This is a genomic window from Halomonas halmophila, assembly GCF_006540005.1.
GTDB lineage: Bacteria > Pseudomonadota > Gammaproteobacteria > Pseudomonadales > Halomonadaceae > Halomonas > Halomonas halmophila.
This window is the reverse complement of record NZ_BJOC01000018.1, coordinates 93683-115047: the sequence shown is the minus strand read 5'-3', so window position 1 is coordinate 115047 and position 21365 is coordinate 93683. Positions and strand designations below refer to the sequence as shown.

Here is a 21365-nt window from a genome sequence, read left to right as displayed (position 1 = left end):
TTTGCATGAAACAACTGAAAACCAGCAAATGATTGCACTGGACCGATTCGACCTGAAAATCCTGCATGACATGCAGCGTGATGCCCGCCTGACGCTCGGCCAGCTTGCCGAAGGCGTCAGCCTCTCGGTCAGCCAGTGCTCGCGACGCCTGGCACGGCTCGAGCGGGAGGGCGTCATCCAGGGCTATTCGCTGCGCCTCTCCGCCGAGGCTCTGGGGCTTGGCGTCACGGCCTTTATCTTTCTCTCCATGGACAAGCGCCTGATGGGCGACCCGCAGGGCGTCGTGGCCAGCCTGCTGGAACGCAACGAGGTCATCGAATGCCATACCGTCACCGGGCAGCACGACTTCATTCTCAAGGTTTGTGTAGAGAGTCTGAGCGCCCTCTCCGCCTTCCTCGCCAATGTCGTCAGCCCCATGGAAGGCCTTCACGACATCGCCACCCAGGTCGCCATGGACACCCTGAAGACCAATGGCCCGCTCAGCACCCAGCAGGAGTGACGGTCCACCGGAATGCGCCTGCCTCCTTGCAGTAATGGTGGGCCCGCTTCAGAGTACCTGCTCTCGCAACTCCGCGGCCTTGCGTTGCAGGAGCGGCAAATAGTCTCCAAGTAATATATCCAGACCGACGCGTGTTGCGTTGGTACTAATATTGATCGCCCCGATCAGATCGCCGTTGGCGTAATAGACCGGCACTGCCAGAGAGCGAAGCCCCGAGTCCAACTCCTGATCGACGACCACATACCCTTGCTCGCGCGCCTTGAGGATCTGCTCGCGAAGCGCGGATCGTTCAGTGATGGCCTTGTCCGTGTGATGGTCGAGCGTGACACGTCCAAGAAATGCTTCCAGCTGCTCATCGGACAACTGGGCAAGCAAGGCTCGTCCCATTGAAGTGTAAGCAGCCGGTAACCGGGTCCCCACCGCAATACTGATATCCATTAGCCGATGCTTGGCCGATGAACGCGCCACATAAGTCACCTCATCATCTTCCAGCACCCCGAGCGATGAGGACTCACCCGACTCGGCCGTTATGTCCTCCAGAACTGACTGAATGATGTGCTGGTAGCGGTTGGCCGACAAGAAAGCATATCCAAGCTGCAAAACCTTGGGAGCCAGCTCGAAGTGACGCTCACGTTTTCTGACGTACCCCAGAGCATGCAACGTCAGCAGAAAACGTCGCGCCTTGGCACGGTTCATTCCAGTGCGTTCCGCCACCTCGCTGAGCGTCATGCGGGGATGTTCAGCATCAAACGCTCGCACCACCTCCAGGCCACTGGCCAGGGCGGTGACAAAATCCCGATCATCCGGGCTCATTTGCTCTTCCTGCATGATGTCTTCCCTAAAGTATTTCTCCGATGCCCCAGTCCTGACCACATCCGGCGCAAGCTATCATATTTAACCGACTAACCAGCACTAATCCTATTCCCACTCTCCACGCCATATCGCCAAACTTATACTTTAGTCTTAAAAAAAATGAAAAATTCAGCAGAACCCTTCCAGGAACAACCAGTTAAAGCCTGAAGTTATCTACACGATACTCGCCAGCCCAACCAGGGCAGTTTGACGAAACCTAGCCAGGCCGTTAACTTTGTTCGCAATACAAACTAATGTTCGATTTGCGAACAAATTATATAACCTATCCGATTCCGCCCAGTTGAGGTGCATGATTATGGCCAATGTTCTCAGCCTTCAGGAGGCTGTGGCGATGTATGTACAGGATGGCGCCACGGTTTGCATGGAGGGTTTTACCCATCTTATTCCCTTTTCCGCGGGCCACGAGGTCATCCGGCAGAAAAAGCGTGACTTGACCCTGATCCGCATGACGCCGGACCTGGTTTATGACCAGCTAATCGGAGCCGGTTGCGCGAAGAAAGTCATCTTCTCCTGGGGCGGTAACCCGGGAGTCGGATCGTTGCACCGCCTGCGCGATGCCGTCGAGAAGGGCTGGCCGCATCAGGTCGAGATCCTCGAGCACAGTCACGCCGCCATGGCGTGTGCCTTCGAGGCCGGCGCTGCCGGGCTGCCGCTGGCCGTGCTGCGTGGCTACGTCGGCAGTGAGCTGCCCAACGTCAACGACCAGATCAAATTCATCGAGTGCCCCTTTACCAGCGAACGCCTGGCCGCGGTTCCGTCCGTACGCCCGGATGTCTCCATCGTCCATGCTCAGAAGGCCGATCGCGCAGGCAATGTCCTGGTCGAGGGCATCGTCGGTGTGCAGAAGGAGGCCGTGCTGGCCGCCAAGCACAGCATCGTCACCGTCGAGGAGATCGTCGATGACCTAGATACGCATCCTAATGCTTGCGTGATCCCAGGCTGGGCCATTGACGCCATCGCCGTGTCTGAGAAGGGCTCGCTGCCGTCCTATGCGCACGGCTACTACCCGCGCAACAACAGCTTCTACAAGGAGTGGGATGCCATCGCCCGTGACCGCGATGCCTTCACTCAATGGATCAATGACAACGTCATGCAGGCTGGGGGGAATGTCGGATGAGTAACGCAGAACAGAACCAGGACTACACCTCGGGCGAGATGATGACAGTAACCGCCGCCAGGGCACTGGAGAACGGTACGACTTGCTTCGTCGGCATTGGCCTGCCTAGTGAGGCCGCCAACCTGGCACGCCTGACCCATGCCCCGGACGTGGTGTTGATCTACGAATCCGGCACCGTGCAGACCAGGCCGAAAGTGCTGCCGCTGTCGATTGGCGACGGAGAGCTATGCGAAACCGCGCTGACCACGGTGTCGGTGCCGGAGATGTTTCGCTACTGGCTGCAAGGTGGAAAGATCAATGTGGGCTTTCTCGGTACTGCTCAGATCGATCGCTACTGCAACCTAAACACGACACTGGTAGGTGACTATACCTCGCCCAAGGTACGCCTGCCAGGCGGCGGGGGTGCGCCGGAAATCGCCACCAACGCCGGAGAGGTCTTCATCACCCTAAAGCACTCTACACGCACCTTCGTCGATAAGGTCGACTTTATCACCACCATGGGCTTCGGCCGTGACGGCAAGGGACGTGAGGGCGTGCCCAACATCGGCAAGGGCCCGACCCGGGTGATCACCGACCTGTGTGTGATGAAGCCGGATCCGGTGACAAAGGAACTTGTGGTTGTGTCGCTGCACCCGGGCGTGACCGCCGAACAGGTCCAGGAAGCCACCGGCTGGGAGATCCGCTTCGCCGAAACCCTGAAGAGCACCTCGGAGCCCAGCGCCCACGAGCTCGAGGTGCTGCGCGAGCTAAAGGAGCGCACCGCCCGCGCGCACACCGGCCAGTAAATTCGCCCTAGCGGTTTGTGCCGCCTCGCTCTAGAAGCGAGTTTCAGGAGAGTATCGAATCATGACCGACGTCTATCTCTGTCATCCACGCCGCAGTGCCATCGGTCGCTTCGGCGGCACCTTGGCCGGCGTGCGTCCCGACGACCTGGCAGCCGATATTTTCAAGGCCGTGCTGGCCGAGACGCCTCAGCTGGAGCCCGCGGCGATCGAGGAAGTTTTCATGGGCTGTGCCAACCAGGCCGGCGAGGACAACCGCAACGTGGCCCGCATGTCGTCGCTACTGGCCGGCCTGCCGTCCTCGGTGCCTGGCACCACCACGAATCGTCTGTGCGGCTCGGGCATGGACGCCGTGGGTACCGCCTTCCGCGCCATCAAGGCTGGAGAGATGGAGATGGCGCTGGCCGGCGGAGTGGAGTCCATGTCCCGAGCGCCCTATGTGATGGGCAAGGCCGAAAGCGCCTTCGCTCGTGGTCAACAGATCGAGGACACCACCATCGGTTGGCGCTTCGTCAACCCGCTGATGAAGCAAGTCTACGACACCCACTCGATGCCCGAAACCGCCGAGAACGTGGCTGAGCAGTTCGGCATTTCGCGTGAGGACCAGGATGCCTTCGCGGCGCGCTCCCAGGCCAAGTTCGCCGAAGCCCAGCAAGCCGGTCGCTTTGCCGAGGAGATCATCGCCATCGAGATTCCGCGCCGCAAGCAGGAGCCGCTGGTCTTCGATACCGATGAGCACCCGCGCGCCGGCACCACCGTCGAGAAGCTCGCCAAGTTGCCCACGCCCTTCAAGACGGAAGGCGGTAGTGTCACCGCCGGCAACGCCTCCGGGGTCAACGACGGCGCCGCAGCGATGCTGGTGGCCAGCCAGGCGGCGATGGAGCAACACGGCCTGAAGCCGATGGCCAGAATCGTCGGTATGGCCACCGCCGGCGTGGAGCCGCGTATCATGGGTTATGGTCCAGTTCCCGCGGTGCGCCGCCTGCTCGGGCGGACCGACATGTCCCTTGACCAGATCGACATCATCGAGCTCAACGAGGCCTTCGCCGCCCAGGCACTCGCCTGCCTGCGCGACTTGGGCCTCGAGGATGACGACCCGCGCGTAAACCCCAACGGCGGAGCCATCGCCCTGGGCCATCCGTTGGGCATGTCAGGTGCACGATTGCTGATGACCGCCGCCCATGAGCTCCAGAAGACAGGTAAACGCTATGCGCTTTGCACCATGTGTGTCGGCGTGGGCCAAGGCATCGCCACCCTGATAGAAAGAGCGTAAGAGTCGAAAGCGGGAGGAGAAATCATGGGAGAGACCGAATGACATTTCTGAACATCGATGGCCGCAGCGTGGCCTACCGCCTGCTGGGCGACTCGGCCAAGCCATTGGTAGTGATGGCCCACCCACTAGGCATGACCCAAGCAGTGTGGGACGACCTGCTGCCCGCACTGTTGCCGATCTGCAGGATTCTAACCTGGGACCTTCCGGGGCACGGTGCTAGCGAGGCCTGGCCAACTGATGGCGGCGAGATCACTCCCGAGACCCTGGCCGCTGAGGCGCTGGCCCTGGCCGACAACGCCGAAGCCGAGCGTTTCCACTTCGTCGGAACTTCCGTCGGTGGCGTACTGGGCCAGCAATTAGTGGCCGAACACGCCACTCGCCTACTGTCCGCGACCCTGACCAACACCGGTGCTGTGATTGGTAGTGCCGAGCTATGGACAACACGCGCCGCGAGGGTGCGCACGGAAGGTCTTGCGGCCATGTCCGCCGAGATCGTGCCGCGCTGGTTTGCACCCGCCTGCCTAGAGGCCGCACCGACTCTGCAAACGGGTTGGTGCACCCAGATGGGGCGTGGTGACGCGGAATCCTATGCCAGAATCTGCGAGATGCTCGGCTGCAGCAATTTTAACGGCAAGTTGGCAGGTAAAAACGTCAAGGTACAGCTCCTGGGCGGCAGCGAGGACCTGGCGACGCCGCCGGCCAGCCTTGAAGCACTGGCCGCGGAGCTTGATGCTGCCCCTCTCGATATCTTGGAAGGCGTCGGCCACGTGCCCTCAGTGGAAATGCCGGAAGCCTTCTTCCGACATGTTAGGGCATATCTGGAAGCGGCAGGTTAAGCTTCCAGCAGCTCTGCGCTCCAGGCACCCTACCGCCCAGAACCTGGCCCCAGCTCATGACATACTCAGCGAAGCCGTAAGCAAATCGCCCCCGGACAGCGTTTCCATCACCGAGAAATGATGCGTACCAGGCACACTGAAGACCTCGACATCCACTAACCGCCCCCGCCAGCGCCGGACCAGTTCCCGCGACTGCCAGTGGAACTCAGCGCTCTCGAGCTCACCGACGGCTAGGCGCAAGCGTAATCCGGGATTGGGTGTGGCATGCAGTGGGCTCAGTGCCCGTGCAGTCTCGGCGTTTGGCACTCCAAGCAGCGCTCCGAAGCTCATGTGACGCACTGGTTCCAGCTCGAAAAGCCCACTGATGAGCAACGCGGATTGAATAGGTGTCAAGGGCATGGCCGGGTCCAGGGCCTGCCAATCAGTACTGACCAGGCAGGCCCCCAAGTGCCCGCCGGCACTGTGACCAATCACCTGGATACGCGCCCGATCAATGCCGTAATACCTGGATTGGTTCCAGAGGTGACAAAGAGCCGTGCGCACGTCCTGAATTTGGTCGGCGATCGTCGCCTCAGGGCACAACCGATAATTCAGCACCGCTACCGCCCACCCTTCCTCCAGATGACCGGCTAGCAGTTGACTATGCTCGGCCTTGTCCATGGACTGCCAATAGCCCCCATGGATGAATATCAGCAGCGGCGCCTCTGGCTCCGGCGCCGGGAAGAAATCGAAGCGCTGCTCCGTGGCTTCCCCATAAGGCAGATCGCGTTGAACGTCATGAGCCGCCAGAAAGCGTTCACCGGCTTCCCGCCAGGATTGAAAGATATCGAGATGATCAGGCACGGCCGACCGAGCGCTATAGGCTGAGTTGACTTGGGAAGCGGTCAGGCCATGCCAAACTATTCTCTCGTCTGGAATCGGGGGCGGCGGCTCGCCCAGGGTTGCCACCAGAGTAATGCACGCTTCCTCGATTGCCTCGACGGTGAAGCCGGCCGGCTTGAAACCACCGAACACCTCACGCCAGAGGCGATCGCTGGCCCAAGTACAAGGGTTCAACCGACTACCCGGCGAACCTACCTTCAGCACCTCCATTGCCACGGGAGAGCGCCCGGCATTCTTGAGGTGCTCCAACAGTGTCACCAGCGCTTTGCGGTAAGCAGCCTCCCGGGCTTCAGCGGTGTCCTCCACCAGGGGTTCCTCAGCCCGCAGGATCATCATCGCCATGTGTTCGTCACCCTTGGCCCCGACTGGTCATCCGACCAGCGCCAAGGTCAGCCAGGGTTGCCAAGCCAGAAGTATCAGCGCCAACAGGCTCATCAGCAGAAAGGGCCATAGCGCTCGGAAGATCCGCATCGGTGGCACCCCCGTCATCGACGAGCCGATGAAAAGCCCCGCTCCCACCGGCGGTGTCAGCAGCCCCAGCACCAGGGTCAGGCACACCACCACGCCAAATTGGTAGGGCGTGATATCGAACTGGTTCTGGGCGATCGGAAGCAGGATCGGCACAACCAGGATCAGAGCGGCAATACCATCGATAATCATCCCCACCAGTAGCAGCACCCCCACTACCAGCATCAGGAAGACAAAGGGGCTCTCGGTCAGACCCGCGATCCAGGTGGCTGCCATCTGCGGCAGTTCCTCGTAGACGATCACCCAGCCGAAGACACCGGCGGCGGCGATCAGCATGATCACCAGACCAGCATTGAAGGCGGTACGCTTCAGGATCTCGGGCAATTGAGCGAGGCTCAGATCATGATACACATAGCGGCCGATCAGCAGTGCCGCCAGGGACGCCAGAGCTGCCGACTCGGTGGGTGTGGCCAGACCGGCGAGAATACCGCCTATGATGATCACAGGGATGCTCATGGCCGGCAGCCCCATCAGTAGAAAGCGCTTGGCCTGCTTCCGGGTCGGCCACTGGCCCTCGGGGTACTGCTGAACCAATCCCACCACGGCGATGGCCAAAAAGAACAAGCTGCCCATCAGCAACCCCGGGATGATGCCGGATATAAACATGTCAGAGATCGGCACTTGTGCCATCACGCCGTAGAGTACGAACAGCATCGACGGCGGGATGATTGGCGACAACAGCCCACCGGCAGCGGTAATAGCCGCAGCGAAAGGCTTGTCGTAGCCATCCTTTTCCATGGCCGGAACCATGGCACGGGACATGATCGCGATCTGCGAGGCAGCCGAACCGACGATAGCCGCCATCATCATGTTGGCGACTAGGTTGATATACACCAGCCCTCCCCGGAAGCCGCCGACCAGAATCCTCGCCAGATCGATTAGCCGTCGGGTCAGCCCACCCTCGTTCATCAATTCGCCGGCCAGCATGAACAATGGGATTGCCAGGAGGCCATAATTCTCAATGGCCCCATACAGTTGCTGAGGGTAAGAGGCAAACAGCAGGATATTGCCCGATTCGGCAATGTACCAGGCGGCAGTAAGCGCCAGGACCAGGGCGATAGGCACCGCCCCCAACAGAAGCACAGCGAATACGACCAGAGTCATGCGGACCTCCTTTCCGCGCTCACCAGCCCCTTGAGGCAATCGACCAGGTTGACCGTGGCATGCAGGCTAAGCGAAGCAGCGAAGATGGGTAGGCACAGCCAGATCCAGAACTTGGGAATCCCCAGCGTGCGTGACGTTTCGGAGTATATGAAATTGAAGGTCTTCCCCTGAAAAGCCTGGATGTCGAATCCGGTGGCCCACAGGGTTGCCGGGTCGTACCAACGCCAACAGAGAACGGCCAGGAAGAGCGCGAAAACCAGCACCATGGTGTCGACAAATACCCTCATCCCCTGATGAATACTGCTTGGTAGAGCATCCATCAACAGGGTCACAGCGACCCCATCACGTCGTTTTAGCACCGCCGAGGTAGTAAAGAAGGTCATCCAGATCATGGCGTGGATGGCCAGCTCATCGGTCCAGTAGAGAGCATGGCCCAGTGAGCGAGTGGCTATATTGAGCAGAATCAGCAGGCTGACCAACGCCGCCAGCCCTGCCGCAATCGCCCCTTCACAACGCGCAATGCCCGACGAAAGTCGTTTTAGCATGAAAGCCTCCGAAAGCGCCTCGGCATCAGGGCCGAGGCGGTGGCAGGGTGAAGTGAAGCTCAGTCAGCAAGCTCGGCGACAGTGGCGCGCAAGGCATCCAGGGACGGAGCCTTGGGAGCCCAGGTGGCTTCCCACTTCTCAGTCGCCTCGGCAAAGAATTCGGGATCAATCTCGGTGACGGTGATGTCCTGGCTGCGAAGCTCCTCACCCCAGGCCGCATGGTTCTCCTTGAAGCGGGTTATGATGTTATCTGCATGCTCGGCCATCGCAGCGCGAATCATCTCTCGATCCTCGGCACCGAGCTGGGCCCAGACGCGACCGGAGACGGCTGCCACCATGGGGAACATCATATGGTTGGAAATCACCAGATTTTCGGCCTGCTCGTAAAATTTGAGCAACCGGATGGAATCGAAGTCCATGTCGATCGCGTCGACTTGGCCATTTGCCAGGGCGTCATAGACGGCTGGGAGCGGAAGCGGTGTGGGGGCCGCACCAGCCGCGGCATAGAAGTCACGGATCGGATCAAAGGGCGTGATTCGCACCTTGAGACCGCTCAAGTCTTCCGCGCTCTCGATGGGCTCGCGGCTAAGGATCTGGCGCATACCAGCCATGCCAAAGCCTACTCCCACCAGGCCAGCACGGGACGGCATCATATCCAGCAGACTGCGGGCCGTCTCAGAGCGCAACAGCGCGGCGGCGTGATCAATATCCTGGACAAGAAAGGGCGCATAGAGGGCACCGAAGTCCGGGATGCGGTTGGATATCTCAGCAATAGTCAGAAAGGCCATATCAAGCGAGCCAGTCTGCAGTTGTTGAACCATCTGTGCTTCGTCACCCAGCTGCTGGGCAGGAAAGATGCTAACGCTGTGCTCACCATCGGACGCCTCGGCCAGTGCCTCGGCAAAGCCTTCGGCTTCCTGGGTCCAGATGTGTGATTGTGGAGTAATCAGACCAAGCCGAAAATCGCGCGCCTCGGCGGCGATAGCGGCCACCAACAGAGAGGTCGTCAGGACGACCGTCATACAGGTCTTGAACGTATTCATTTGAGTGCCCCTTTTGTTGTCGTCATGCTCGAATCCAGCGGCCCCTAGGGCCGGCTAGCGACGCCTGTCACACCCGAGCGTTACCTGCCTGCTGACTGGCCAGGTCCTGTTCATCCTCATTGGCCCGCGGGCGTTTGTGGCGATGCTGCAGTTCGGGGTCATCGGTCGATGACAGTTCGACGTCGAAGACGACCTCGGTGAAAGGAGACTCGAAGCCACGGGCCCCGATTGTCGCGGCATCCTCAACCCGTTGACCTGGTATCACCAATTCTTCCCGAGTGGCGAAAGCGAAGTCGTTATAGGTGTAGGGGTCACCCGCCAGATTGATCTGAGTCGTCAAGTGCTGGTAGCCCTGCGCAGATATGAAGTAATGAATATGTGCTGGACGCTGACCGTGGCGGCCAAGCAGGTCGAGTACCTGCTGGGTCGGACTGTCCGGTGGGCAGCCATACCCCGAAGGGATGATGCTGCGTACCGCATAGCGGCCCTCGGCATCGGTGATGATGGTGCGACGCAGGTTGTATTCGCTCTGCGAGGGATCGAAGAAGGAGTATCCCCCCTTCGAGTCAGCGTGCCAGATCTCGACCCTGGCGCCGGGCACCGGCATGCCGTCAGTGTCACGCACTTGCCCGGTCAGCCACATAGGCTCAGCGTCGGTATCAGTACCGTCATCCATGCGGCCGCTACCCTGCAGCTCCGGAGCACCCGCCACATAGAGCGGACCCTCAATGGTCCGGGGGGTGCCGCCAGAGCGGCCAGCTTCAGCGTCGACAGCGTCCATGCGCATGTCCAGGAAATGATCGAAGCCCAACCCGGGAGCCAGCAGGCCGAACTGTGTGCCCTGCCCCAGCGCATTGAGCAGGCTCACGGATGACCAGAACTCCTCGGGGGTAATATCGTAATCGTCAATCAGTCGGTAGAGGTCGGAAAGCAGGCAGTGGACGATCTCTTTGGCGCGCTCGCTGCCACCTTCCTGTTCGAATCCGCTGACAGCCTTCAGAAAGTCTTGCACTTCATTGGTATCGAAAATCTTCACGGTCATGGTCGGTACCTCGGTTATTGTCGTGTACGAGTTGGCCGGCGCTCATGTGCGGCGCCTGACAGCTTCAAGAGTCGTCCTCACGGATCGAAGATGGATGGCGGCACAGCGGCTTGACGTGGACTTCCATGTAGGGAAACAACGGCAGGCTGCCGATCACGTCCTGCAGTTCGGCGTTGTCCTCGACATCAAAGATACTGACGTTGGCGTAGCTTCCAGCGACCCGCCACAGATGTCGCCACTTACCGGACTTCTGCAGTTCCTGCGCGTAAGCTTTCTCTGTTGCCTTGATCTCGGCGACGCGTTCGGCTGGCATTTCCGGCGGCAACTTCACGGTCATCTCCACCTGGAAGAGCATGAGAATCTCCTTGGGCGCGGCTCAGTCGCGGCGCCGATAGTGGTTTAGCTTGTCTTCGTCGAGACGGACGCCGAGCCCGGGACCGGAGGGTAGATCGACACCGAAGTCGTGGTAGTTCAGGGGCTCGACAACGATGTCGTCCTTGAGCAGCAGCGGTCCAAACATCTCGGTTCCCCAGGTCAGTTCACCGAGTGTCGCCCAGGCGTGGAGAGCAGCCGCGGTTCCGATGGAGCCCTCCAGCATGGTGCCGCCATAGAGGCTGACACCTGCTGCCCGGGCCACATGGGCCAGCTCCAGAACGCTGCGCGGCCCCCCGGCCTTGGCGATCTTGAGCGCGAAGGCGTCGCCGAATCCGCCGGCCGCCAGAGTGAACCCATCACGTGCATCATGAACCGCTTCATCAGCCAGCATCGGCACGACAAAACGCTGTGCGAGACGCGTCAATCCGGCGTACTCCCGGGCAGGAACCGGTTGCTCGACGAGATCGATACCGGCGGCTTCCAGGGCGTCGATGCCGCGAGCCGCGGTGGCCTCATCCCAGGCCTGATTGACGTCCACTCGTACGCTTGCCCTATCCCCAAGCGCCGCCTTGATGGCACCGACATGGCGAACATCCTGATCCACTGAGTTGGCCCCGATCTTGAGTTTGAAGTCGCAGTGGCGGTGTTCCTCGAAGCGTTGAAAGGCCTCATCGATATCTTTCTGGGTATCGCCGGAAGCCAATGTCCACAGAACTGGAAGGTGATGGCACCGGGCCCCACCGAGCAGTTCTGCCACCGACAGTCCTCGACGCTTGCCCTCGGCATCGAGCAAGGCAGTCTCGAGCCCGGACTTGGCAAAGCTGTTGCCTCGGGCCTGGTGGTCCAGCCGCGCGCGCAGCGCATTGAGGTTGTGTGACGGCTGAGCGATCAGCAGCGGCGCCAGGTAGCCATCGATGGTCTGTTTGATGCCCTCGGGGCTCTCCGGGCCATAGGCAAGACCGCCAATGGTGGACGCCTCACCTATGCCCTCGGTGCCATCGGATAGTCGCAGGCGAATGATGACCATCGTCTGGCAAGCCATGGTGGTCATCGATAGTTTGTGGGCACGGATGGTCGGCAAATCGACCAACAGCGTCTCGATATCTTTGATCAGGATGTCGGACATGACATGGGGGCTCCATGCAACTTGCCTAGGGCAAGGCTCACGAAAGGGAAAAGTGTGAGAAAGTTCGGCCGGTGGCGAACCCCCACCGGCCGGGAAGTGGAGGTCAACTCGAGACAAATTTCTCGAAGAACACTCGGTGTTCGGCGACATCACGCTCATCGAGCCAGTGCTTCGAAGCCTCGATCATTGGCGGCGGGCCACACAGATAAGCGTCAAAGGGCTGAGTCAGAAACTCAGGATCGAAGAGGTCGCAGACCACCCCCTGTTTGCCCTGCCAAGCATCAGTGGGATTCATCACGATGGTCTCGAAGGCGAAATCAGGGAGCGACTCGGTAAATGCTTCGAGTCGTGTCAGTTCGCTCAGATCCTGCTCTTGTGTCACCCCATAGGCGAGACGAATCGGCTGCTGACACTCGCCCTTTTCGACCAACTCTTCGAGCATGCCGAGAAAGGCCGACAGGCCAGTGCCACCCGCTACCATCAATAAGGGACGCTGCACCTCGCGAAGGTAGAAGGCCCCCAGGGGCGCTTCCAGAGAGATGGCATCGCCAACCCTGGCTTGATCGCGCAGATAGTCACTCATGACGCCACTGGGCAACAGACGAATCAAAAAACGCAGCTTGCCTTGCTTTACCCCCGAGGTAGCGAAGGAATAAGCGCGCCATTCGTCGGATCCCGGTACCTCAATGCGAGCATACTGACCCGGCAGGAATGGCAGGGCCTGGTCAGGGTCATCGAGGGCCACTTCCAGGATGGCGGCAGCATCGGAGACCTGCTCAACGGCGCTGACAGTAGCGTCGTGGACCTCAGTCGCCACGCTGCACATGCTAGAGTCCACATCGAAATAGAAGGACGCATGGCTTGAAAGCAGACGCGTCTGGCAAGCCAGAACATGGCCTTCAGCAACCTCTTCCTCGCTCAAGGCTTCCTCATCGATGTACTCGACATCGACCTCACCGGCCTCGCGCAGGCAACGGCAAGTTCCACAAACCCCCTCCCGGCAATCTACCGGTAGATTGACCCCGTGACGCTGTGCAGCGTCCATCAGCAACTCGTTGCTATCGACCTTGACGAAGCGCGTGATGCCGTCTCGAAAGATGATGGCGGCTGTGTTATGCATGACTCGCCCTCCTCCGACACTCAGACGTGGTAAAAATCCAGGACGGAATCTATGTGGTCGTTGAACACCACGCTGTGCTTGCGCAGGACCTTCCAGTCATCACCCTCGCCTCGCAGGGTGTAATCGGCGGTGCCGAAGAAGTGGCCACTCTCTCCAAAGCGATAGAAGTGGGTCACCCAGTTGACCCGCACCTGGACGGTGCCATCGCCCTGCTCCATGCAACGTACGTTGTCGATCAGGTGAAGCGTGCGCGGCAGTGGCGTAGAGGCCGCCGACTTTCCAGTACGCAGTCGGAAAACACGATCTTCGATACCGGTGCGATCGGCGTAATACATCAGCGACATCTCGCGCTTGGGATCGCTGGTGATCTCGTCCTCGTTCTTCCACTGCGGGATATGGAACTCGCACTCCGGTGCAAATTGCTCGATATAGCCGTCCCAGTCACGGTCATCACAGAGCTCGGCCAGGCGGTACATGAACTGCTCGACGGATTGTTGAAGACTCATGACTTACACCTCCTGGAGCTTGAGCGCTTTCTTTTCGAGACCCTCGAGCAGCAACCGCTGCCAGGTACCGTGCTGGTTGACGTAGAGCCCCTCATGAGTGAACTCGGCTCCCGTAATCACCGGCTGAATTCCGAGTACCTGACTGTTGTGCGTCTCGCCGTATTGCCAGTCTGCGTGCCCTCGGGAGATATCGCTCCAGCGAGAAGAGCGTGCCTGGAAGCCATGCTGCTGCTCGCGGAATTCCATGAGGTCATCGGGTGTCCCCATGCCGGAAACGTTGAAGAAGTCTTCGAACTGACGAATCCGGTTCTCGCGGTCTGCGTCGGACTCGCCCTTCACTCCCAGGCAAAGACTGATGACCTCGGTCTTGTTCCAGGCGACTGGACGCACGATGCGCAGCTGTGAGCTGATCTGGTCCATGAAAAACAGGCTGGGATAGATGTTCAGGTTGCGCAGGCGATGCATGGTCCACTCTGCGCGCTCTTGCGGATGGGTCTCGAGCATGCGCGGCATCACGGTGGAATAGCCTGGCCGCACTTCAGGGTTGGGCATATCGCTGAACAGGAGGCTGTGCCCGTTCCTGAAGGAGAACCAGCCGTCATCGGTGTCTTTATCACCTGCGCCCAGCTTGCTGTAATCCAGAGTATCCCCGCTGTCGCCCTTCTGCGCTTCGAGTTCACGGCGGTGTTGCACGGTCGAGACGTAGTTGTAGTGCACGGTGCTGACGTGGTAACCGTCCAGCCCGTTCTCATTCTGAAGCTTCCAGTTACCGTTGAAGGTATAGGTGGACTTGCCGGGCAACACCTCCAGCTCGCCATCCTCAGCCTGCTCGACCATCATGTCGAAGAAGATCTTGGCGTCGCCCAGAAATTCTTCGAGGCTTTCACTGCCTTCCGTGTCGAGACTGATGAACACAAAACCACGATAGCTCTCGATACGCGCCTGCTTGAGGCCACGACTGGACTTGTCGAAGTCTGCTGGGTACTCGCTCGGAGCCTTGACCTTCACCAGGCGACCATCGGACTTGTAGCACCAGGCATGGAAGGGGCAAGTGTAAGTGGACTGATTACCACACTCGGTGCGTACCAAGGTCGCGCCACGGTGCTGACAGGTGTTGGCCATGGCCCTCAGCTCACCCTTGGAATCACGAGCGATAATCATCGGCTGGCGACCCGCCCGCATGGTAATGAAGTCATTGTTGTTGGGGATCTGACTCTCGTGGCAAGCAAAGATCCACTGTTTCTCGAAGATCAGCTCCATTTCCAGATCGAACAGGGCCTGGTCGGTGAACATCTCCCGAGCCATCTGGTAGACCCCTTCATCCGGGCGGAAGTCGAGGCAGTTCTCGACGAATTGCTGCCACTCAGGAATTGCGCGTTGTGCTGTCATCGGTCTGTACCGTCTTGTTGCTTATCTTGACAAGACACAACTTAGGCACGCATGCATGGGGGCACTATGCGCTTCTTTGACCAACGCTATGCACTTTTTGGGGCTCATGGCGTAGCCCCTGTACGGAGCCGACGCCCTGGAATTCAACTTTAGTCGACGTCGCGTTCTGAAACAGGAGTGCTATACTCCTCTCCGATAGTTCGCAAAACGAACCTTATTTCGCAATGCGAACATTATTTCTCCCATTGCCTGCTCAGGAACACCAACAAGAACGAGCGGGTATGGGTTCAATCCGCTGGGAGAAATCAGGGAGACGACTCAATGACCATCCTGCCCCAGACATCGCCCCGACAACGAATCGCGACCCTGGCCTATCAACCTGACGAAGCCTGCCGCTGGATGTGCAGCATCAACGGCCCGCATGAACTGGTGGTCCCGCAACCTCGTGAGCTCGCTTTCCGCCACGAAGGCATAGCGTTTGGCAATTCATCCCTCGGCACCATCGAGTACGCCACAAGGGTCAACATCAAGATCGATGACCTGGTACATAGCTACAGCATCAGTCTGCCGATGGACGGCGAGCAGCACATCGAACATGCGCAGCGGGAATTTGTCTCGAACAGCCGGGTAGGCACGATCATCTCGCCCCAGCAACCACTGCATCTGGATATAAAGGATAACTGTCGCAAGAAGTTGGTACGCTTGTCGCGCGAGGCTGTACATCGGCGCCTCGGTCAGCTCCTGGGCCGCCAGATAACGACCCCGGTCGTGTTCGACCCACAGATGCCTCTCGAGGGCTCGCTCAATGACTGGTGGAAGACGGTGACGCACTTTCAGGAACTTCTTAACGCCGAAGGCTGCATGTGCGACCTGCCGGAAGTCTGGAATAGCTTCGAGAGCAGTCTCATTACCTGTCTGCTCTATGCTCAGCCCCACAACCATTCCGAGGAGCTTCTCGGGCGCCAACAGGCGCGGCCAAGCTATCTCGACGCCCTTGATGCCATGATGCGCGACTCTCTCGATCACCCCTTCACGCTGGAGGACCTCGAGAAAGCGTCTGGCATTTCCCGGGAGCGGCTATACCACGACTTTCATGAGTTTTTTGATACCACGCCAATCGCTTATTTTCGCAACCTGCGTTTCGAGTGGGTAAAAAACCGCCTTGAAAAAGCGAGCCCTCGGGAAAGTGTCTCCAGCATTGCCATGGACTGCGGCTTTCTTCAGTTAGGTCGTTTCTCCAAGGACTACCAAAAACGTTTCCAGGAACGCCCATCCCAGGTGCTGGGTCGCCAGCGTCACTCACAGGAGAACCACCACTGACCTCATGCTCACGCCATAGACCTCCGATTCCGGCCGGTTTTGCCCGGCAGGCGCGCTACACTGCAGGCTGACGCATGAGCCAGGAGGAATCAGGCGTGAAGCCGAGGATGGATGACACCAGCGCACCCGGTCCGGGGATGCTGCCCGAGCTGACCGCGGAGCAATGCCGACAGGCACGGCTCGCGCGGGATGCCCGCTTCGACGGACGCTTCTTCGTCGCGGTGCACAGCACCGGCATCTACTGCCGGCCGATCTGCCCGGCGCTGCCCTCTCGCGAGAGCCGTGTGCACTACTACCCGAGCGCCCTGGCCGCCGCCGAGGCCGGCTTCCGCCCCTGTTTGCGCTGCCGGCCGGACAGCGCCCCGCATTCCCCGGCCTGGCGAGGCAGCCGCACGACCTTCGAGCGCGCCCTGCGGCTGATCGACGAGGGCGCCCTGCGCGAGGGCAGCCTGGGGGAGCTGTGCGAGCGGCTGGGCATCGGCGAACGCTACCTGCGGCAACTCTTCCAGCAACACCTCGGCGTCGCGCCGAAGACCTATGCCCTGCACCGCCAGTGCCTGTTTGCCAAGCAGTTGCTGCATCAGACCTCGCTACCCGTCACCGAAGTGGCCCATGCGAGTGGCTTTCACAGTCTGCGGCGCTTCAATGACGCCTTTCGTCGGCATATCCGGCTGGCCCCACGCGAGCTGCGCCGCCGCGGAAATGACGCCGGCGATGGCCTGACCCTGAGCCTCGCCTACCGGCCACCCTATGCCTGGCAGCCGCTCCACGACTTCCATCGCCAACGTGCCATCGAGGGGCTGGAGTGGGTCGGCGAACACCACTATGGCCGCCATGTGAGCTGGGGCGATGCCCGCGGCTGGTTCACCGCCGAACATCACCCCGAGGAGCACGCCTTCCGCGTACGACTGGAGCTCGACGACCTGTCCGTGCTGCCCCAGGTGGTGCAACAGATCCGCCGCGTGCTCGACCTGGATGCCGACACCCATACCATCGAAACGCATCTGACCGGGCTGCTGCCCGAGCTTTCGCTGGTCGAAGGATTGCGCCTGCCCGGCGTCTGGTCGCCCTTCGAGGCCGGCGTGCGAGCCATCCTCGGCCAGCAAGTGTCGATCACCGCCGCCCGGCAACTGGTCAGCCGGCTGGTCGAGCAACTCGGCGAGCCCGCCGCCCAGGGCCGACACTTCCCCACTCCCGCCCGGGTCGCCGCCAGCGAACTCGACTTCCTGCGCATGCCCGGTGCCCGCAAGGCCACCCTGCAACGCTTGGCCGCCGCCTTTGTCGAGCCGGAGCAGATGGCGGACCCGCTGCAGTGGACCAGCCTCAAGGGCATCGGCCTCTGGACCGCCCGCTACGCCGCCATGCGCGGCACCGGCCACCCGGATATCTGGCTGGAAGGCGATGCCGGAGTGCGCCGCGCGCTCGGCCACCTGGGCGAATGCGATCCAGACCAGGCCGCGCCCTGGCGCAGCTACCTGACCCTCCAGCTATGGGCGCAGCCGCCGGCGCGCGATACGCTGGAGGCATCGACTCGTGACACTCACGTCCCGCATGCGACGGGCAAGGAGGCAACCCCATGAGCCAGGCGCTCGACTACTTCGAACCCCCGCAGCGCGACGCGCTGGGCCTGATCAAGCTGACCGCCAACGCCCGCGGCCTCACCGAGATCGCCTTCGTCCAGAGTCAGGACGGCGAGCCCAAGCCCAGCGAGGTAACGGATCGCGCGCGCCAGCAACTGGCCGAGTACTTCGATGGCCAGCGCCACGCCTTCGATCTGCCGCTCGCGCCCCTGGGCACCGACTTCCAGCGGCGTGTCTGGGACGCCCTGTCGACCATTCCCTTCGGCGAGACGCGCAACTACGGCGAAATCGCCGACCAGCTCCGCTGCAAGGGCGGCCAGCGCGCCGTCGGCAACGCCAATGGCAAGAACCCGCTGGCCATCGTCGTGCCCTGCCACCGCGTCATCGGCAGCGACGGCAGCCTCACCGGTTATGCCGGCGGCATCGGCCGCAAGCAATGGCTGCTGGCCCACGAAGCCGGCGAGGTGCCCTTCGAGCTGGGCTGAGGGAGCCGCGGGGTGCCAGGGCCTTGCGCCCGCCGCACCCCGCTCGCAAGACCGCCGGATCCACTGTCATCAAACCTTCCTTTGCATTCGCCCAATATGTCTGTAATTCTCGACATATGGACAATAATTGCTTGATCGATGTTTTCTCGGCCCTGTCGCAGTCGACACGCCTCGCGACGTTCCGGCTGCTGGTGCGCTACGAGCCGGACGGCCTGCCCGCCGGTGATATCGCCCGTGAGCTGGATGTGCCGCATAACACCATGTCGACCCACCTGGGCGTGCTGGCTCGGGCCGGCCTGGTGACCTCGCGCCGCCAGAGTCGCTCGGTGATCTACCGCGCCAACCTGGCACACATGCAGGAAACGCTTGCCGCGCTGGTGCGCGACTGCTGTGCCGGCAACCCCGAGCTCTGTGCACCGCTGTGGCAGGACCTCACGGCCCACCCTTCTCCTGATGCTCAACAAGGCCCCTCGACATGATCAGCGTGATCTACCACAACCCGGACTGCGGCACCTCCCGCAATACCCTGGCCATGCTGCGTGCCTCCGGCGAGGAGCCACATGTCATCGAGTACCTGAAGACACCGCCGAGCCGCGAGAAGCTGGCCGAGTTGCTCGCCGCCATGGCCATCACGCCCCGCGAGCTGCTGCGCCGCAAGGGCACGCCCTTCGATGAGCTCGGCCTGGATGACCCGAGCCTGAGCGACGCCCAGTTGATCGATGCCATGCTCGAGCACCCGCTGTTGATCAATCGCCCCATCGTGGTCACCGAACAGGGGGCCGGGCTTTGCCGACCCTCCGAGGCCGTGCTGGCGCTGCTGCCGCACCCGGTGCCCAGTTTCACCAAGGAGGATGGCGAGGTCGTGACCGGCCCCGGCCACCAGGGGGCCACACCGTGAAGCTCGACGACCTGCCCAACATCGACCCCGAGCAACTCGAGCCTATCGACATCGACGCCCTGGTCGGTCCCGAGGCATCCCGGCATGCCCCGCGTATCCTGGTGCTCTACGGCTCGCTGCGCGAACGCTCCTACTCCCGCCTGCTCGCCGAGGAAGCCGCCCGCCTGTTGCGCTGGTACGGCTGTGACGTGCGCACCTTCAACCCCTCCGGCCTGCCGCTGCCGGATGATGCCGACAGTGACCACCCCAGGGTGCAGGAACTGCGCGAGCTGGCCACCTGGAGCGAGGGCATGGTCTGGGTCAGCCCGGAGCGCCACGGCGCCATGACCGGCATCATGAAGGCCCAGATCGACTGGATCCCCCTGGCGCTGGGCGGCGTGCGCCCCACCCAGGGCAAGACACTGGCCGTCATGGAGGTCTCCGGCGGCAGCCAGAGCTTCAATGCCGTCAACCAGCTGCGCGTCCTCGGCCGCTGGATGCGCATGCTGACCATCCCCAACCAGTCCTCGGTACCCAAGGCCTTCAACGAATTCGATGAGGCCGGACGCATGCGCTTCTCGCCGCTCTATCAGCGCGTCGTGGATGTCTGCGAGGAGCTGGTCAAGTTCACCTGGCTGACCCGCGACCGCAGCGCCTATCTCACCGACCGCTACTCCGAGCGGGTGGAAAGCGCCGAACAGGTCTCGCAGCGCGTCAACCAGGCCACTCACTGACAACGGAGCCTTTCATGCTGGCATTCGGCATCTTCGTGGCCACGCTGGTGCTGGTCATCTGGCAGCCCCGCGGGCTGGGCATCGGCTGGAGCGCCCTGGGCGGCGCCGGCGTGGCGCTGCTGCTGGGCGTGGTCGACTGGGGCGATGTGGGCTCCGTGTGGCACATCGTGTGGGACGCCACCTTCACCTTCGTGGCGCTGATCATCATCTCGCTGATCCTCGACGAGGCCGGCTTCTTCGCCTGGGCCGCCCTGCACATCGCGCGCTGGGGCAATGGCCGGGGCCGGCTGCTGTTTCCGCTGGTCATCCTGCTCGGCGCCATGATCGCGGCGGTCTTCGCCAACGACGGCGCCGCCCTGCTGCTCACGCCCATCGTGGTGGCCATTCTGGCCCGGCTGGACTTCCGGCCCGGCGCGGCCCTGGCCTTCATCATCGCCACCGGCTTCGTCGCTGACTCCACCAGCCTGCCGCTGATCATCTCCAACCTGGTGAACATCGTCAGCGCCAACTACTTCGACATCGGCTTCAGCCGCTATGCACTGGTCATGGTGCCGGTGGACCTGGTCGCCTTGCTGGCCACGCTGCTGGTGCTCGGCTGGTACTTCCGCCGCGAAGTGCCCGGCCGCTACGACGTCGAGCGCCTCGAGTCGCCGGCCACGGCGATCCGCGACCATCAGGTCTTCCGTGCCGCCTTCCCGTTGCTGCTGGCCCTGCTGACAGCGCTCTTCCTGACCACCCTCTGGGAGCTGCCCTTCGCGCTGATCATGGGGTGCGCCGCCCTGGTGCTGATGGCCATCGCCGGCCGCTGGTTCAGTGCCGGGCACGTGCATGTCATCTCGCTGAAGAGCGTGCTGCGCAACGCCCCCTGGCAGATCGTGCTGTTCTCGCTGGGCATGTACCTGGTGGTCTACGGCCTGGGCAATGCCTGGCTGACCGACACCGCCGCCGAGGTGCTGGTCTGGCTGAGTCGGCAGGGGGACCTGGTGGCCACCGTGGGCACCGGCTTCGCCTCGGCGATCCTCGCCTCGCTGATGAACAACATGCCCGCTACCCTGATCGGCGCCCTGGCCATCGACCAGGCCGAGGTCTCACAGCAGACCCAGCAACTGATGGTCTACGCCAACGTCATCGGCAACGACCTGGGACCCAAGTTGACGCCCATCGGCAGCCTCGCCACCCTGCTGTGGCTGCATGTGCTGGCCGGCAAGGGCTATCGCATCGGCTGGGGGCAGTACATGAAGGTGGGGCTGGTGATCACCCCACCGGTGCTGCTGGCCACGCTGGTGGCCCTGGCGCTCTGGTTACCGGCATTACCAATGCCCTAGAATC

The 21365-nt window shown here is 61.5% G+C and carries 23 protein-coding genes; 12 read left to right on the top strand and 11 right to left on the bottom strand.

The window, feature by feature from the left end; translation table 11 throughout:
- Window positions 1–28: 28 nt before the first annotated feature.
- The gene (locus tag HHA01_RS06705) at window positions 29–499 is read left to right on the top strand and encodes an Lrp/AsnC family transcriptional regulator (protein WP_141318989.1); all 471 of its coding nucleotides are present in this window, start codon (window positions 29–31) and stop codon (window positions 497–499) included.
- Between the two features lie 48 nt (window positions 500–547).
- On the opposite strand, the gene HHA01_RS06700 is transcribed toward HHA01_RS06705, so the two are convergent.
- Window positions 548–1327: an IclR family transcriptional regulator domain-containing protein gene (locus HHA01_RS06700; protein WP_141318987.1), complete on the bottom strand. Its 780-nt coding sequence runs from the start codon at window positions 1325–1327 to the stop codon at window positions 548–550.
- Between the two features lie 340 nt (window positions 1328–1667).
- Here HHA01_RS06700 and HHA01_RS06695 point away from each other — a divergent pair, with 340 nt between their 5' ends.
- From HHA01_RS06695 to HHA01_RS06680, 4 genes are all read left to right on the top strand, one after another.
- Window positions 1668–2489, top strand: coding sequence for a CoA transferase subunit A (locus HHA01_RS06695; protein ID WP_141318985.1), 822 nt, complete (start codon window positions 1668–1670; stop codon window positions 2487–2489).
- Entirely contained in the window at window positions 2486–3274 is a 789-nt protein-coding gene (locus tag HHA01_RS06690; RefSeq protein WP_141318983.1) for a CoA-transferase subunit beta, read from the top strand. Before HHA01_RS06695 ends, HHA01_RS06690 begins: the two co-directional genes overlap by 4 nt.
- A 61-nt stretch (window positions 3275–3335) precedes the next feature.
- Window positions 3336–4544: a 3-oxoadipyl-CoA thiolase gene (gene pcaF, locus HHA01_RS06685; protein ID WP_141318981.1), complete on the top strand. Its 1209-nt coding sequence runs from the start codon at window positions 3336–3338 to the stop codon at window positions 4542–4544.
- 38 nt (window positions 4545–4582) lie between these two features.
- Window positions 4583–5380, top strand: a complete 798-nt coding sequence (locus HHA01_RS06680; protein ID WP_141318979.1) for an alpha/beta fold hydrolase — start codon at window positions 4583–4585, stop codon at window positions 5378–5380.
- Window positions 5381–5434: 54 nt separating this feature from the next.
- Here HHA01_RS06680 and HHA01_RS06675 read toward each other — a convergent pair whose 3' ends face one another.
- From HHA01_RS06675 to antA, 10 genes are all read right to left on the bottom strand, one after another.
- Window positions 5435–6604 carry an alpha/beta hydrolase gene (locus HHA01_RS06675; protein ID WP_141318977.1) on the bottom strand — a complete coding sequence of 390 codons (1170 nt, stop codon included), beginning with the start codon at window positions 6602–6604 and terminating at the stop codon, window positions 5435–5437.
- 27 nt (window positions 6605–6631) lie between these two features.
- Complete coding sequence (locus tag HHA01_RS06670; RefSeq protein ID WP_141318975.1) at window positions 6632–7894, bottom strand: TRAP transporter large permease; 1263 nt, start codon at window positions 7892–7894, stop codon at window positions 6632–6634.
- Window positions 7891–8439, bottom strand: coding sequence for a TRAP transporter small permease (locus tag HHA01_RS06665; RefSeq protein WP_141318973.1), 549 nt, complete (start codon window positions 8437–8439; stop codon window positions 7891–7893). The genes HHA01_RS06670 and HHA01_RS06665 overlap by 4 nt, the downstream gene beginning before the upstream one ends.
- Window positions 8440–8498: 59 nt before the next feature.
- Window positions 8499–9482, bottom strand: a complete 984-nt coding sequence (locus HHA01_RS06660) for a TRAP transporter substrate-binding protein (RefSeq protein ID WP_141318971.1) — start codon at window positions 9480–9482, stop codon at window positions 8499–8501.
- A gap of 67 nt (window positions 9483–9549) precedes the next feature.
- Window positions 9550–10524 carry a catechol 1,2-dioxygenase gene (gene catA, locus HHA01_RS06655; protein WP_141318968.1) on the bottom strand — a complete coding sequence of 325 codons (975 nt, stop codon included), beginning with the start codon at window positions 10522–10524 and terminating at the stop codon, window positions 9550–9552.
- A 64-nt stretch (window positions 10525–10588) separates the two neighbouring features.
- On the bottom strand, window positions 10589–10879 hold the full coding sequence (catC, locus tag HHA01_RS06650) for a muconolactone Delta-isomerase (protein WP_141318966.1): 291 nt from the start codon (window positions 10877–10879) through the stop codon (window positions 10589–10591).
- Between the two features lie 21 nt (window positions 10880–10900).
- A complete protein-coding gene (locus tag HHA01_RS06645; RefSeq protein WP_141318963.1) occupies window positions 10901–12025 on the bottom strand; it encodes a muconate cycloisomerase family protein in 1125 nt (374 codons plus the stop codon).
- 103 nt (window positions 12026–12128) lie between these two features.
- Window positions 12129–13145, bottom strand: a complete 1017-nt coding sequence (antC, locus tag HHA01_RS06640; RefSeq protein WP_141318961.1) for an anthranilate 1,2-dioxygenase electron transfer component AntC — start codon at window positions 13143–13145, stop codon at window positions 12129–12131.
- Window positions 13146–13165: 20 nt separating this feature from the next.
- Complete coding sequence (gene antB, locus HHA01_RS06635) at window positions 13166–13651, bottom strand: anthranilate 1,2-dioxygenase small subunit (protein ID WP_141318959.1); 486 nt, start codon at window positions 13649–13651, stop codon at window positions 13166–13168.
- A gap of 3 nt (window positions 13652–13654) precedes the next feature.
- A complete protein-coding gene (antA, locus tag HHA01_RS06630; protein WP_141318957.1) occupies window positions 13655–15040 on the bottom strand; it encodes an anthranilate 1,2-dioxygenase large subunit in 1386 nt (461 codons plus the stop codon).
- 321 nt (window positions 15041–15361) lie between these two features.
- Here antA and HHA01_RS06625 point away from each other — a divergent pair, with 321 nt between their 5' ends.
- From HHA01_RS06625 to HHA01_RS06595, 7 genes are all read left to right on the top strand, one after another.
- The gene (locus HHA01_RS06625; protein WP_141318955.1) at window positions 15362–16360 is read left to right on the top strand and encodes an AraC family transcriptional regulator; all 999 of its coding nucleotides are present in this window, start codon (window positions 15362–15364) and stop codon (window positions 16358–16360) included.
- 95 nt (window positions 16361–16455) lie between these two features.
- Entirely contained in the window at window positions 16456–17940 is a 1485-nt protein-coding gene (locus HHA01_RS06620) for a DNA-3-methyladenine glycosylase 2 family protein (protein WP_307725344.1), read from the top strand.
- Complete coding sequence (locus HHA01_RS06615; RefSeq protein WP_141318953.1) at window positions 17937–18425, top strand: methylated-DNA--[protein]-cysteine S-methyltransferase; 489 nt, start codon at window positions 17937–17939, stop codon at window positions 18423–18425. The genes HHA01_RS06620 and HHA01_RS06615 overlap by 4 nt, the downstream gene beginning before the upstream one ends.
- A gap of 131 nt (window positions 18426–18556) precedes the next feature.
- Window positions 18557–18904, top strand: a complete 348-nt coding sequence (locus HHA01_RS06610; RefSeq protein WP_246053836.1) for an ArsR/SmtB family transcription factor — start codon at window positions 18557–18559, stop codon at window positions 18902–18904.
- Window positions 18901–19323, top strand: a complete 423-nt coding sequence (gene arsC, locus HHA01_RS06605) for an arsenate reductase (glutaredoxin) (RefSeq protein WP_141318949.1) — start codon at window positions 18901–18903, stop codon at window positions 19321–19323. Before HHA01_RS06610 ends, arsC begins: the two co-directional genes overlap by 4 nt.
- Window positions 19320–20036 (top strand): arsenical resistance protein ArsH, encoded by a 717-nt coding sequence (gene arsH / locus HHA01_RS06600; protein WP_141318947.1) that lies wholly within the window; start codon window positions 19320–19322, stop codon window positions 20034–20036. The genes arsC and arsH overlap by 4 nt, the downstream gene beginning before the upstream one ends.
- Window positions 20037–20050: 14 nt before the next feature.
- A complete protein-coding gene (locus HHA01_RS06595; protein ID WP_141318945.1) occupies window positions 20051–21361 on the top strand; it encodes an arsenic transporter in 1311 nt (436 codons plus the stop codon).
- Window positions 21362–21365: the final 4 nt, after the last annotated feature.